General features: G+C 71.4%; 11 protein-coding genes. 2 read left to right on the top strand and 9 right to left on the bottom strand.

Annotation, left to right across the window (positions count from 1 at the left end):
• Positions 1-376 precede the first annotated feature (376 nt).
• The 3 genes from KK483_RS08805 to KK483_RS08795 form a co-directional block, all read right to left on the bottom strand.
• A complete protein-coding gene (locus KK483_RS08805; RefSeq protein ID WP_262004654.1) occupies positions 377-1,081 on the bottom strand; it encodes a DUF4255 domain-containing protein in 705 nt (234 codons plus the stop codon).
• The gene (locus KK483_RS08800) at positions 1,078-4,275 is read right to left on the bottom strand and encodes a hypothetical protein (RefSeq protein WP_262004652.1); all 3,198 of its coding nucleotides are present in this window, start codon (positions 4,273-4,275) and stop codon (positions 1,078-1,080) included. Before KK483_RS08800 ends, KK483_RS08805 begins: the two co-directional genes overlap by 4 nt.
• A 145-nt stretch (positions 4,276-4,420) precedes the next feature.
• Entirely contained in the window at positions 4,421-5,146 is a 726-nt protein-coding gene (locus KK483_RS08795; protein ID WP_262004651.1) for a LuxR C-terminal-related transcriptional regulator, read from the bottom strand.
• A gap of 202 nt (positions 5,147-5,348) precedes the next feature.
• Between KK483_RS08795 and KK483_RS08790 the strand changes: the two genes are divergently transcribed.
• On the top strand, positions 5,349-6,692 hold the full coding sequence (locus tag KK483_RS08790) for a hydrolytic protein (RefSeq protein ID WP_262004650.1): 1,344 nt from the start codon (positions 5,349-5,351) through the stop codon (positions 6,690-6,692).
• Positions 6,693-7,063: 371 nt separating this feature from the next.
• Here KK483_RS08790 and KK483_RS08785 read toward each other — a convergent pair whose 3' ends face one another.
• Together KK483_RS08785 and glnA are read right to left on the bottom strand one after the other, a co-directional pair.
• The gene (locus tag KK483_RS08785; RefSeq protein WP_262004649.1) at positions 7,064-7,555 is read right to left on the bottom strand and encodes an SRPBCC family protein; all 492 of its coding nucleotides are present in this window, start codon (positions 7,553-7,555) and stop codon (positions 7,064-7,066) included.
• A gap of 206 nt (positions 7,556-7,761) precedes the next feature.
• Positions 7,762-9,171 (bottom strand): type I glutamate--ammonia ligase, encoded by a 1,410-nt coding sequence (gene glnA, locus KK483_RS08780; RefSeq protein ID WP_242334818.1) that lies wholly within the window; start codon positions 9,169-9,171, stop codon positions 7,762-7,764.
• A gap of 221 nt (positions 9,172-9,392) precedes the next feature.
• Between glnA and KK483_RS08775 the strand changes: the two genes are divergently transcribed.
• A complete protein-coding gene (locus KK483_RS08775) occupies positions 9,393-9,860 on the top strand; it encodes an RDD family protein (protein WP_262004648.1) in 468 nt (155 codons plus the stop codon).
• A 198-nt stretch (positions 9,861-10,058) separates the two neighbouring features.
• Here KK483_RS08775 and KK483_RS08770 read toward each other — a convergent pair whose 3' ends face one another.
• The 4 genes from KK483_RS08770 to lipB all read right to left on the bottom strand — a co-directional run bounded on the left by KK483_RS08770 (position 10,059) and on the right by lipB (position 13,132).
• Positions 10,059-10,763, bottom strand: coding sequence for a DUF4191 domain-containing protein (locus KK483_RS08770; protein ID WP_262004647.1), 705 nt, complete (start codon positions 10,761-10,763; stop codon positions 10,059-10,061).
• A gap of 19 nt (positions 10,764-10,782) precedes the next feature.
• On the bottom strand, positions 10,783-10,986 hold the full coding sequence (locus KK483_RS08765) for a hypothetical protein (protein ID WP_262004646.1): 204 nt from the start codon (positions 10,984-10,986) through the stop codon (positions 10,783-10,785).
• A 255-nt stretch (positions 10,987-11,241) separates the two neighbouring features.
• A complete protein-coding gene (gene lipA, locus KK483_RS08760; RefSeq protein ID WP_262004645.1) occupies positions 11,242-12,207 on the bottom strand; it encodes a lipoyl synthase in 966 nt (321 codons plus the stop codon).
• Positions 12,208-12,310: 103 nt separating this feature from the next.
• Positions 12,311-13,132, bottom strand: coding sequence for a lipoyl(octanoyl) transferase LipB (lipB, locus tag KK483_RS08755; protein ID WP_262004644.1), 822 nt, complete (start codon positions 13,130-13,132; stop codon positions 12,311-12,313).
• Positions 13,133-13,330: the final 198 nt, after the last annotated feature.

Here is a 13,330-nt window from a genome sequence, read left to right as displayed (position 1 = left end):
GGCGATAAGGGAACGGTCACGCGGTCGCACGCACGGCACGGCCGACGTCGAACCGAACAGCCTCGCGGTCCTCCCGCGACGCCGACCGGCGCAGGGACCAGCGAGTGCGGGGCCAGCGGGCGCCGGCCACGGGGGCCGGGCCAACGGGTGTGGGACCGACAGGCGCGGGACCAGCGGGTGCGAGGCCGACTGGTGCGGGACCAACGGGTGTGGGACCGACCGGCGCGGGACCGACGGGCGCCGGCCAGCGGGTGCGGGACCAGCGGGCGCGGGACCAACGGGAGGCCGGGCCGACGGGCGCGGGACCTTCCGGCGCGGGGCCAGCGGGCGCGGCACCGACCCGTGGACCGCACCACGGCGAGTGCCGCGGTGCGTCTCACGGCTGGCGGTCCCCCCGGCGGCGCCGGGCGGGCGCGGGCCGCCGCTCGCGCGGACCGGAGAAGCCGTCCGGGCCCGGATCGCTTGTCTCCGTGTAGCGCAGCCGGCGCCCGGGCGCCGGCTCCCCGCCCTCGCGCCGGGCGGCGGAGCGCACGACAAGCCCTTCGGTGACCGGCGGCGCGGCGGCCGTGCTCACCCCCGCGAGCGGCGCCCGCACCCGCACCCCGAGCGACGCCTTCAGCTCCCCGCCGAGCGCCGACCACACATCGGAGGCGGCCGGTGCGTCGAGCCCGGCCCCGGCGGCGTCCAGGCCCACGGCCAGGCCGAGTTCGGCGAGCGTGCCGGTGAGCAGCCGCGCGGGCAGCGTGTCGGCGGCCACCAGGCAGGCGAGCACCTGCGAGAGCAGCCGGTGCTCGTCCTGCGGGCGGCTCGCCCACGCCGTGACCAGGTACGTCAGCTCGAACCAGCGCGGCGGGCTGCGCCGCGCCACCAGGTGCCCCTCCGCGTCGTACACCTCCCCGGCGCCGCTGCCGCGCCGGGTGGCGTCCTCACGGATGTCGTACAGGAAGACGCACACCGTCGGGGCGCTGCGGCGCGCCGCCCAGTCCCGGGTGGGCGCGTCGAAGACCACCTCGACGCCCGATGCCTCCAGACCGGACTCGCCGAGCAGTCGGCGCAGCCCCTCGTCGACCTCGTGGATCATCGGCGGGTCACTTCGTCGGGCGGCTGCACGCTGCCGGTGACGACCAGGAAGTCGGTCTTCACCGGTGAGAACCCGGGACCCTTGGCGGTGATGGTGCGCGGTCCGGTCCGGTCCTTGGCGAGGATCAGCAACTGGCCGATGAACGTACCGTCGGGCTCCGGCACGGTCGGCGCCGCAGCCGCGGTGATCCCCGGATTCCAGGTGAACCGCACGGGCACTCCCGGCGGGAAGTCCTTGCCGCGCACCGAGGTGACGAAGCCGGGCTTGCCGATCGCCGGCACCGCGACGATGCGCGGCTGGAGGATCCGTATCCGCCGGCGGGCGGTGTTGTCGCCCTGGTCGGCGTCCGTCCCTGTGGTGGTGAGCTCGCCGGTGACGCTGCCGGTCTGCGCCTTCTTCGGGCTGAGGACCACCCGTACGACGGTGCTCGCGCCCGGGGCCAGGTCCGGCAGCGCGCACACCCAGGAGCGGTCGCAGCCAGGTGCCGGCCCGTTGTCCGGGATGCCCGGGGGCAGTCCGACGCGCAGCCGCAGCCCGGTGGCCAGCGCGCCCAGGCCGTTGCGCACGGTGTACGTCACCACGACGCGCCCGCCGACGTAGCCGGGGTTCGGCTGGGCCGTGATGCGCACCCCGGGCCCGGCCTCGGGCTCGTCGGGCTGCGGGGGCACGGGGGCCGGTGCCGGGGGAGGCGGGGTCGGCGGTGCGGGCGTGGGAGGCGTAGGGGGCGTGGGAGGTGTCGGGGTGGGCGGCGTCGGCGGCTGTGTGGCCTCGCGCACCGGCACCACGGTCCGGCCGGCGTTGTCGCTCGGCCGTGGATCCAGCACGGCGCCGGTGACCGACCAGTCGACCGGTGCGTCGCCCGGGGTGACCCCGGTGAGGGTCACGTCCACCGGGACGGTGGTACCGGGCGGCACCACCCCGACGTCGCACTGGAGGGAGGCCGCGTCGCAGGTGCCCCCGGGCCAGGCCAGCCCCGTGACGCGGGCGCCGGGCGGCGGAGCGATGGTCAGCCGGGTACCGGGGGAGGCGGCGGGGCCGTTGTTCACGACGCCGACGCGGACCGTGGTGGAGCGGCCGACGGTGACCTCCGGGGCGGTGCCGGGGGCCTGGACCGCGAGGTCCACGGACTGCTGGACGCTGGGTTCCTTCTGCCGGCCCGGGAGCCGGTCGGTGAGCGGGGTGAGGTCGCCCGACCCGACGTCCAGGAGGTGCAGTTTCTCCGGGCTGTTGACCGCGAGTCCCGCACGGGAGCTGAACACCAGGCCCTCGCCGTCGGCCGTCCAGGCCGCGTCACGCGGCTGGAACGGGCCGGTGGCCGAGGTGTCCGGCAGTTCCCGGCCGCAGGCGCCGGGGAGGTCGCGGGCGGCGGCGGGCAGCAGCGCCCGGCAGTCGTCGCCCGACAGGGACGTCAGGAGGATGCCGTTCTGCTCGTCGATCCGGCCCGCGCCGTTCTTGCGGTTGAAGGCGATGCTGAGCCCGTCCGGCGAGAACGCCGGGCTGTCGTCGATGACCTCGCAGCTGTCCGGGCAGATCGTGGCGCTCAGATCGCGCTGCCGGCCCAGGTCGTTCACGGGCACGGTCCAGATGTGCTTGTTGCCGCCGCCCCCGTCGATCACATGGTTGCGGGTGAAGGCGAGGGTGGTGCCGTCGGACGACCAGGTGGGCTGGGCGTCCCCGCCCCGGAGTTGCCCGGCCGGCGGGGTGATCTCGCCGGTGAGCGCCCCGGTGGCCGCGTCCGCGATCAGGATGCGGCTGGGTCCGGCTGCCTCGCCGGCACCGCCCGGCGAAGTCCGGGTGAAGGCGAGGTACTTGCCGTCCGGGGAGAACGTCGGGTCGGTGTCCCAGTCCTTCGGGCCGCGTCCCGCGAGCGGCATGGGCGCCGCGCCAGAGCCGTCGGCGTCCGCGCTCCAGATCCGCTCGATCCTGCCGTCGGGGGTGTCCTCGAAGCGGGTCACCACGATCCGGCGGCCGTCGGGCGTGTAGTTCTGCCGCTCGGTCCACGGGTCGTACGCCGCCGCGGGCCGGAACAGGGGGTCCTTGGCCGGATCGGTGTTGGTGTCGGCCGCCGGGTCCTCCTTGAGGATCGTCAGCCCCAGATCGCGGGGGTCGGCCCCGTCCATCCGGGCGTCCTGCAACGTCACCACGTGCGGGCCGGACGCCGAGGTGCGCTCCACCACCACACCGCCGCCGTCGAGCGGGCCGAGCCAGGTGGGCGAGAGGACCTCCCGGTCCTCGTTGAGCACCAGCCCCGGGGTCTGGTCGGAGTGCGCCGCCGTACGGAACACATGGTCCCAGTCGCCCTCGCAGTCACAGGTGATCTCGGGGCTCAGGAACAGCACCCCGTCCCCGTCGGGCAGCCACGCTGCCCCGTGGGCACGCCACTGCGCAAACGCGCCCCCGAGCAGCGGCCCGTCGGTGGTCCCGTTCGTCACCCGCAGCCGGGGCCCGTTCTGCCCGGTGGCCGTGTACGCGATCAGGTCCCGGTGCGCGGCGTCGTCGACCGGGTTCCACACCGGCTCGGTGGCACCGCCGTTCGCGGGGTCGGTGATCCGCGAGGCGGTGCCGCCGTCGGTGCCGCCGTCCACGGGACGTACGTAGACCTGCTGTCCGGCCGTCGGATCGATGTCGCTGGAGTACGCCAGGCGCTGCCCGTCGGGGGAGACCGTCGGGCACTCCTCGTCCGAAGGGGTGTCGGTGAGCCGTGTCAGACCGGTGCCGTCGGTGCGCACCAGCCACAGGTCGCGCTGTGTCCCGCCGCCCGGGCCGCCGGGTTCGGCCGAGTCGAACACCACCGCCCTGCCGTCCGGCGTCAGCCGGGGGTGCGCCGCGTCCCGGCCGCTGGTGAGACGGCGTACCGAACCGTCGGCGCCGCGCAGGTAGATCTGCGGGTTCTTCTCGTCACGGCGGCTCGCGAAGACCATCTGGTCGCCGAGGGCGGACGGTTGCACGTCGAAGTGGGCCGGACCCGCACCGAACAGCGGTGTGCTGGAGGTGGCGGTGGCGACCCGGCCGAGACTGCGGTGCCGGGTGCCGGCGTACGCGACCCGGGTCTCCGCGGCGTCGGCCACCCGCGGCCGGTCCTCGGCGCTGCCCTGCCCGGAGGCCGACACCACCGCCGGCAGCGGGATCATCAGCAGCAACGACGCGCCAAGTCTCCCCAGGCGGTTACGCCCGCCGGGGACAGCGGTGCCCATCACAGTTCCCCTCGCAGTCCGGTGCAGCAATGGATGTGCCCCCGCCACCTTCCGCCGGCCGCGCACGCCGCGGCAGGGCGGCGGGGCCGTACCCGGGGGAAGCACGGGGTGCGCTTTCGGGCAGCGCAGGGGTGCCCGTCCGGCGTCAGATCAGCCCGTTGCGCAGTGCGTAGCCCACCGCGTGGGCCCGGTTGCGCAGTTGCAGCCGGGTGATGATCTCGTGCAGCACGTTCTTGACAGTGCGCTCCGAGTACGCGGTCTTGCGGGCGATCTCCGCGGTGCCCATGCCCTCCGACACCAGGCGCAGCATGTCCGCCTCGCGCGTGGTCAGCGTGGACAGGGACAGCCCTCGCGGGTCGAGCGCCGAGCGCTGGAGGCTGCCGACGTGGGTGAGCAGCGTGCCCAGCAGGTCACCGGGCAGCACGCCCTCGCCGTTGGCGATCGCCAGGACCAGGTGGAGGAGTTGGTCCTGGTCGGCCTCGGAGCGGCGCAGCACCGCCGACACCCCGCACTCGATGACGCGTTGCAGCGCGCCGGAGCCGAGAGTGCCGACCACGAGGCCGGTGCGGGTGACGGTGTTGAGCCGCAGCCGGTGCAGCAGGGCGGCCACCTCGTCGTCGACATGGTCCACGACCACGAGCGACGCCTGGGCCCGCTCCGCGTCGGCCTCGTCGAGCAGATCGACCTCGGGCCGTCTGCGTAACTGCTGGACGACGCCGACGCGCAGGATCGGATCGGCGGCGTAGACGGCCACGGTCGTCCGGTCCGCGCGACCGGAGCCGGGGGTGTGGTGGACGGTGGTCCGGCCCTGGGCGGTCGTCTGCGACGTGGTGCCGGACACGGCGGAACTGTTCTCCTGTGAGCAGGGCATGGGGGTCACCTGTTCCATGAGTTCGTGGGGAGCTGGCGTAAGGGCGGGGCGACCGCCGGAGGGCGGCGCGCGCGAGACGGCGGGATACCTCAACGGCTCACCCGTGCAGGGGAGTCGGCGCTGGCTTCCCGGGCATCGCGACTGCCCCGGCGTTGCCCTCGGGCCCCTCGTGGCGGCCCCGGCGCGGTCCTAGCGTGGTGGCGTGACGCCTTCTCCAGCCTCTTCCGGCCCCGATGCGCCCGGCCTCGACATCCCGGCGGTGACGGTGGCCCCGGGCGCCATCGCCACGACCAGTCTGACCGTCCGCAACAACAGCGACATCGTCGAGGCGTACAGCCTGGAGGTCGTCGGGGACTGCGCCTCCTGGGCCACCGTGGAGCCTCCACGGGTCTCTCTCTATCCCGGTACGTCCGAAACGGTGACGATCCGTCTGGCGCCGCCGCGCTCCCCGGAGATCCGGGCCGGTGACGTGCCCCTCGGAGTGCGGGTGCTGCCGACCGAGCACCCGGACTCGGTGCGCGTACCCGAAACCACGGTGCACGTCGAGGAGTTCCACGAGCTGGACTCCGAGCTGGCCCCGCGCCGGCGGCGCGGCTGGCTGCGCGGCCGCTACCGGCTTGCGGTGCGCAACCAGGGCAACACCCCGGTGCAGCTTGGCTTCACCCCCGGCCAGGCCGGCGAGGAGCTGGGGTTCGCCTTCAGCCCCGCCGAGCCGAAGCTGGAGCCCGGCGAGTCGGCCGAGGTCCGGCTGAAAGTCCGCACGGGCAGGCCGGTGTGGTTCGGCGAACCCGTGGTGTGGCCGTTCACCGTGGACCCCGCCGAATCCGGTGACCAGGAGGAGGCACGACAGGACGAGACCGCCGTCCGGCCCCCGCTGGACGCGGAGTTCGTCCAGATCCCGGTCTTCCCGAAGTGGCTGCTCGCCCTGCTCGCCGCGCTGCTCGCGCTGTTGCTCGCCTGGTTCATGCTGGTCCGCCCCGCGGTGCGCAGCGCCGCCAAGGAAGCGGCCAACGAGGTGGTCCAGCCGCGTCCCACGCCCGGCGGGGAGCAGGACGGACAGCCCCCGGGCACCGGCTCCGGCGGCGGTCCCGACAACCGGCCCGGCGCCCAGGAGCCGGACGCGTCCCCCGGCTCGCCCGGCGACGCCCCGCCCGGAGGCGGCGGCGACGGCACCGCACTCGGCGGCGGCCAGCAGAGCTCGGCCACCATCGACCTCCAGACCTCCGGCGGGGAGACCAAGACCGGCACCTACCGGGTGCCCGAGGACACCGTCTTCGGGATCACGGACATCGTCGTCGCCAACTTCCAGGGCGACGAAGGGGTGCTGACCATCTCGTTCGGCGACCGCAAGATCACCACGATCGCGCTGGAGACCTTCCGCAACCAGGACTACCACTGGGTCACCCCCATCAAGATCCCTGAGAACGCCACCGTGACCGTCGACGTGACCTGCGCGAAGCCGGGCACACCGGCCACCGGCCGTCAGGCGGAGGGGTGCCACGAGGTCCTGAACGTGAGTGGTGTGCTCAGCCGTACCAAGCAATGAACCGGTCCTTCCGGGACAATTGTTGGCCGGTCCTACGCCGTTCAAAAGAGGAAGATCTTGTTCCGTCCAGAAAGCGACAACCGGGGTCCGAAAAGCGACATCCAGGTCGGGCGGAGACATGGCGCACAGCGCACGCAAAAGGCCGTCGTCCACAGGCGCGCAGGTCAGCGCGGAGGACTCGCGCTGACCTGCTAGGTCCTTGTACGCCGAAGGAACAGCCGACAGTTGCTGCCGCCCCCGCCCGGCCTCCCCGCTGCGCAGGCGCCGCTCGGTCGGGGCGCGGCCGTTGTGGAGCTTGCCCCAGCGGTCATCTGCGAACGAAGGCCAGATCGATACGCCATGCCGTCAGACGCCTGACCGGTTACGGCAGATCAGTCCGTCGCTTCGCGAACGTCCTTTCCCTGCTCGGCGAACGCCTTGAAGTCCTGCATGTGCTGTTGCGACTGCTTGCGGAAGGCGCCGGGCATCAGAAGTCCCACCAGCTTCATCAGAAAACCGCTGAACCGGTATTCGTTCTCGCTCTCCCAGAGCGTCGTTTCCGGGCCGGCTTCGGTCAGCCGGTCGCGCACGGCGCTCCACATGCCCTTGCCGACGATCTCGCGGTCGAAGTGAACGATGCTCGTTTTCGGGATCTCGCGCAGGTCTGCCGGTTCCCGGCGGGTGATGGTCTCGGTGCACTCGATCTTCCGCTGGCCCATCTCCATCACGACCCGCGACGTGGTGCCGAGCTGCCCGTGCTCCCCACTCAGCGGCTCGTGCAGCACCAGGCCCCGCAGCCATTCCGGCAGGTGTGCCGGGTCGGCGAGCAGCTGGACCACCTTCTCCCGCGGCAGGGCGATCTCGATGGAGACGGTGTATTTCATGGGGCGCATCATCCTTTTCCCTCTAGGTGTGGGACAACTGCTCGCAGGTGATCCCGAGCCGAAACTTGGCCGTCCGGCAGTTCGGGCGCTGTCTGGAAGCTCGTACAGAAACGGCCGTCGGCCGTGCCTTCCGAGGAGGGAAGGACACGGCCGACGGCCCAGAGACGGCCCAGGCGAGCGGAAGCCCGCTCTGACCTGCGGCGTTCTTAGATGTCGAAGTACAGCTCGAACTCGTGCGGGTGCGGACGCAGCTGGATCGGCGCGATCTCGTTCGTGCGCTTGTAGTCGATCCACGTCTCGATCAGGTCGGACGTGAAGACGCCGCCCGCCTGGAGGTACTCGTTGTCCGCCTCCAGGGCGTCGAGGACCGCGGGGAGCGAGGTCGGGACCTGCGGGACGCCCGCGTGCTCCTCGGGGGCGAGCTCGTAGAGGTCCTTGTCGATCGGCTCGGCCGGCTCGATCTTGTTCTTGATGCCGTCCAGGCCCGCCAGCATCAGGGCGGAGAAGGCCAGGTACGGGTTCGAGGACGGGTCCGGGGCGCGGAACTCGACGCGCTTGGCCTTCGGGTTGGAGCCCGTGATCGGGATACGCATCGCGGCCGAGCGGTTGCGCTGCGAGTACACCAGGTTGACCGGGGCCTCGAAGCCCGGGACCAGGCGGTGGTACGAGTTCACCGTCGGGTTGGTGAAGGCCAGCAGCGACGGGGCGTGCTTCAGGATGCCGCCGATGTAGTAGCGGGCGGTGTCCGAGAGGCCCGCGTAGCCCTGCTCGTCGTAGAAGAGGGGCGCGCCGCCCTGCCACAGGGACTGGTGGACGTGCATGCCGGAGCCGTTGTCGCCGAAGATCGGCTTGGGCATGAAGGTCGCGGTCTTGCCGTTGCGCCAGGCGACGTTCTTCACGATGTACTTGAAGAGCATCAGGTCGTCGGCGGCGGCGAGCAGCGTGTTGAACTTGTAGTTGATCTCGGCTTGGCCGGCGGTGCCGACCTCGTGGTGCTGGCGCTCGACCTGGAGGCCGACGTTCTCCAGCTCCAGGGAGATCTCGGCGCGCAGGTCGGCGAAGTGGTCGACCGGCGGGGCCGGGAAGTAGCCGCCCTTGTAGCGGACCTTGTAGCCGCGGTTGTCCTCGACCGCGCCGGTGTTCCAGGCGCCGGCCTCGGAGTCGATGTGGTAGAAGCCCTCGTTCGACGTGGTGTTGAAGCGCACCGAGTCGAAGACGTAGAACTCGGCCTCGGGACCGAAGTAGGCGGTGTCCGCGATACCGGTGGAGGCGAGGTACGCCTCGGCCTTCTTCGCGATGTTCCGCGGGTCACGGCTGTACTGCTCGCCCGTGATCGGGTCGTGGATGAAGAAGTTGATGTTGAGGGTCTTGTCCTTGCGGAACGGGTCCAGCCGCGCGGTGGAAAGGTCCGCCCGCAGCGCCATGTCGGACTCGTGGATCGCCTGGAAGCCGCGGATCGACGAGCCGTCGAAGGCAAGCTCATCGGACGGGTCGAACGCCGTGGCCGGAATCGTGAAGTGCTGCATCACGCCCGGAAGGTCGCAGAACCGGACGTCGACCATCTTCACGTCGTTGTCCGCGATGTACTTCTTGGCGTCGTCGGCGTTCTGGAACATCCAACTCCTCCTCCTCCCGACCCGGGGAGGGGCGGGGTTGTGACTCGGTCGTGCAGCCAGTGCGGTGGCACACGCTGACCACGACCCTAGGCAGACGGGATTTCTCCAGCATGACTCATTTGTTTCGCCGGTGTTAACCGGGCCGGTGGCGGGTCGTGCGGCAAGGCCGGTTGTACGGGCCCGGGCGGGGTGATCAAAAGCGTGCACAGTACCGTGGACGGGTGGACAACAGGCAAGCAATCGGTTCGTGGCTCTCCGGCCCCCGCGCGGCGGCCGAGGACATGGGCGCCGACTTCGGCTACCGGGGCCAGCGCCTCGGGCTGCCGGAGCAGGGGCCGGGCGCCATCGCCCCGCTCGGCCGGCGCTTCGGTGCGCTCTTCATCGACTGGGCGCTGTGCATGCTCATCGCGTACGGCCTGCTCGCGAAGGGCAGCCAGCAGGCGGCGGGCAACTGGGCGCTGCTGGTCTTCCTGGTGCTGAGCGTGCTCACCGTCGGCACCGTCGGGTGTACGCCCGGCAAGCGGATCCTCCGCATCCGGGTCCTCGCCGAGGACGGTGGACGGCTCGGCATCGGCAGGGTCCTCGCCCGCAGCGTGCTGCTCTGCCTCGCGATCCCGGCGCTGGTCTGGGACCGCGACGGGCGCGGACTGCACGACCGGCTGTCCAAGGCCGTGCAGGTGCGGATCTAGCGAGCGGTCCAGCGGCTCCGGCAGGCCCGTCAGGCCCGGCGGATCCACCAGATCCACCAGATCCACCAGATCCACCAGATCCACCGGATCCAGCGGTCCACCGGACGGCCATGGCCGTACGAAACGGATACGGCGAGGGCGCCCCGGTTCCGACCGGGGCGCCCTCGCCGTATCCGTACTCCCGCCGTACGCGAGGCGTCAGCGCGTCTTTCCGCCGCGCGGCATCCGCATGCCCTTCGGCATCGGGCCCTTCGGCAGCGGCATGTTGCTCATCATGTCGCCCATCGCCCGCAGCCGGTCGTTGGTCGTCGTCACCTGGGGGCCGCTCAGCACCCGGGGCAGCTTGACCATCGTGGTCCGCAGCTTCTTCAGCGGGACCTGGCCCTCGCCGTCGCCGACGATCAGGTCGTGCACGGGGACGTCCACGACGATGCGGGCCATCTTCTTCTTCTCGGCCGCCAGCATCGACTTCAGCCGGTTGGGGTTGCCCTCGGCCACCAGCACGATGCCGGCCTTGCCGACGGCCCGGTGGATGACGTCCTGGCTGCGGTTCATCGCGACCGCGGGGGTGGTGGTCCAGCCACGGCCCACGTTCTGCAGCACTGCGGCCGCCGCACCCGGCTGTCCCTCCATCTGCCCGAAGGCGGCGCGCTCGGCGCGGCGCCCGAAGACGATCGCCATCGCGAGGAAGGCCAGCAACAGGCCCAGGATCCCGAGATAGACCGGGTGGCCGATCAGGAAGCCGATCGCGAGGAGGACACCGAGGGTGACGATCCCCACGCCGGCGAGGACAAGACCGATCTTCGGATCGGCTCGCCGGGTCATTTTGTACGTCAGGGCGATCTGCTTGAGTCGCCCGGGGTTCGCTGAGGCAGCCGCGGCTGCCTGTTCCTTCCTCGCCATGCTGTGAAGTTTACGTGGCTCAGGAGGAGCGGGTCAGCGTGGCCTCCAGCACGTGCTCCGCCTCGACCCGGTCCTTGGCCCGGCGGCGGTCCTCGAGCACGGCGGTCCAGGCGTTGCGGCGGGCGGTGCGCTGGCCCCCGCGCAGGAGTACGGACTCGACGGCGCGGAGGGTCTGGGTGAAGGACGGCAAGGCGTTGGCGCGTACGAAGGTCGCGGCCTGCATGCGGAACTCTCCCTCAGGGGCGTGGTGAGTAACGGGAGGATCGTGCGAGCGGTGCGTGCGTTGCGTAAAGCCAGAATCACTGATTGGTGTTACCAGGGCATGACCGACCGGTCAAACACCGATGAAACCTTTACCCGGAACCTCAAAAGCCTGACGCGGCCCTTACGCGTCCCCGACCTGCGGGGAGCGTGAGGGCCGCGTCGAACGGGCCGTTACCGGCCGGTAGTTCCTTGTGCGGGAATTCACACCGAGGGGTCACACGGCCCGCGTCGCCGCGATCTCGCCCCGCCTCTCCATCGCCTGCTGGAAGAGGCGTCCCGCCCGGTACGAGGAGCGGACCAGCGGGCCCGACATCACACCGGAGAAGCCGATCTCGTCGGCCTCCTCCTTCAGCTCCACGAACTCCTGCGGCTTCACCCAGCGCTCCACGGGGTGGTGCCGCACCGACGGCCGCAGGTACTGCGTGATCGTGATCAGCTCACAGCCCGCGTCGTGCAGATGCTGAAGCGCCTCGCTGACCTCCTCGCGGGTCTCGCCCATGCCGAGGATCAGGTTCGACTTGGTGACCAGACCGGCCGCGCGGGCCTCCGTGATCACCTTCAGGGAGCGCTCGTAGCGGAAGCCGGGGCGGATGCGCTTGAAGATCCGCGGCACCGTCTCCACGTTGTGCGCGAGCACCTCGGGGCGCGAGGAGAAGACCTCGGCCAGCTGGTCCGGCTCCGCGTTGAAGTCGGGGATCAGCAGCTCGACCTTGGTGCGGCCGGCCTCGCGGTCCGCCGTCTGCGCGTGGATCTGGCGCACGGTCTCCGCGTACAGCCAGGCGCCGCCGTCCTCCAGGTCGTCGCGGGCGACGCCGGTGATCGTGGCGTAGTTGAGGTCCATCGTGACGACCGACTCGCCGACGCGGCGCGGCTCGTCGCGGTCGAGCGCCTGCGGCTTGCCCGTGTCGATCTGGCAGAAGTCGCAGCGCCGGGTGCACTGGTCGCCGCCGATGAGGAAGGTCGCCTCGCGGTCCTCCCAGCACTCGAAGATGTTCGGACAGCCGGCCTCCTGGCAGACCGTGTGCAGGCCCTCGCTCTTGACGAGTTTCTGCAGCTGGTTGTACTCGGGGCCCATTTTCGCCCGGGTCTTGATCCACTCGGGCTTGCGCTCGATGGGGGTCTGGCTGTTCCGGACCTCCAGACGCAGCATCTTGCGTCCGTCGGGTGCGACAGCGGACACGACCGGCTCCCTACCACTTCGATTCTTCGGCGAACCCCAGGGTACGCCCGTTGATTGCGATGCCTTTACGCCCGGGCAACCTATGGCCAGGGGTCGGCATTCCCTAGCCCGCCGCGGCGGGCTCCGGCTCGATCGCGCGCGGCCTCACGTCCGCGTGCTCCAGGACGTCCCGGAGGTGCTTCTCGACGACCGGCAGGACCTCCGCGATCGTCACCTCGCGACCGAGCTCGTTCGCGAGCGAGGCCACGCCCGCGTCGCGGATGCCGCAGGGCACGATCCGGTCGAACCAGGTGTTGTCCGGGTTCACGTTCAGCGCGAAGCCGTGCATCGTGACGCCCTTGGCGACCCGGATGCCGATCGCGGCGAGCTTGCGGTCCTCACGGCGCTGGCCCGCGTTGGACGGGGCGTACTCCGGACCGCTGAGGCGCGGGTCGAACTCCTCGTCCTGCAGCCGCGGGTCGAAGTCGAGCGAGAGGCCGCCGAGGGCGGGGCGCTGCTCTGTGCTTGCGGTCGCGACCGGGTCGCCCAGCACCCACACACCGCTGCGGCCCTCGATCCGCGTGGTCTCGACGCCGAACTCCGCGCACGTACGGATCAGCGCCTCCTCCAGCCGCCGGACATGGGCGACCACGTCCACCGGGCGGGGCAGCTGCATGATCGGATAGCCGACGAGCTGGCCGGGGCCGTGCCAGGTGATCTTGCCGCCGCGGTCCACGTCGATGACCGGGGTGCCGTCGAGCGGGCGCTCGCTGTCCTCGGTGCGCCGGCCCGCCGTGTAGACGGGCGGGTGCTCCAGGAGCAGGCAGGTGTCGGGGACCTCGCCGGCGAACCGGGCCGCGTGGACGCGGCGCTGCTCATCCCAGGCCGCCTGGTACTCGACGGCGTCGTCGCCGAAGCCCAGATGGACAAATCGCAGCTCGCTCACCGTTGTGCCTCCTCAAGACTTCACGGTGCACTGATCAGGGGATCAAAGCTTTCACGGTGCACTCATCACGCCGGGCCACTCTACGACTCGCGTCGGACCCGTCAGCGCCGCCCTCAATCCTCACACGATCGGATGAATGCGGGGCGAAGGTGGCGGACCGCTCGGTCAGCCCGGCTAAATTCGCGCCGTTCTATGAGG

Source organism: Streptomyces sp. FIT100, assembly GCF_024584805.1.
Taxonomy (GTDB): Bacteria; Actinomycetota; Actinomycetes; order Streptomycetales; family Streptomycetaceae; genus Streptomyces.
The sequence above is the reverse complement of the archived record's forward strand: the minus strand, read 5'-3'. Positions and strand labels throughout refer to the sequence as shown.

Coding starts and splice junctions, on each gene's coding strand:
- KK483_RS08805 (WP_262004654.1), bottom strand. CDS start 1,081: ATGATCCACGAGGTCGACGAGGGGCTGCGCCGACTGCTCGGCGAGTCC.
- KK483_RS08800 (WP_262004652.1), bottom strand. CDS start 4,275: ATGGGCACCGCTGTCCCCGGCGGGCGTAACCGCCTGGGGAGACTTGGC.
- KK483_RS08795 (WP_262004651.1), bottom strand. CDS start 5,146: ATGCCCTGCTCACAGGAGAACAGTTCCGCCGTGTCCGGCACCACGTCG.
- KK483_RS08785 (WP_262004649.1), bottom strand. CDS start 7,555: ATGAAATACACCGTCTCCATCGAGATCGCCCTGCCGCGGGAGAAGGTG.
- glnA (WP_242334818.1), bottom strand. CDS start 9,171: ATGTTCCAGAACGCCGACGACGCCAAGAAGTACATCGCGGACAACGAC.
- KK483_RS08770 (WP_262004647.1), bottom strand. CDS start 10,763: ATGGCGAGGAAGGAACAGGCAGCCGCGGCTGCCTCAGCGAACCCCGGG.
- KK483_RS08765 (WP_262004646.1), bottom strand. CDS start 10,986: ATGCAGGCCGCGACCTTCGTACGCGCCAACGCCTTGCCGTCCTTCACC.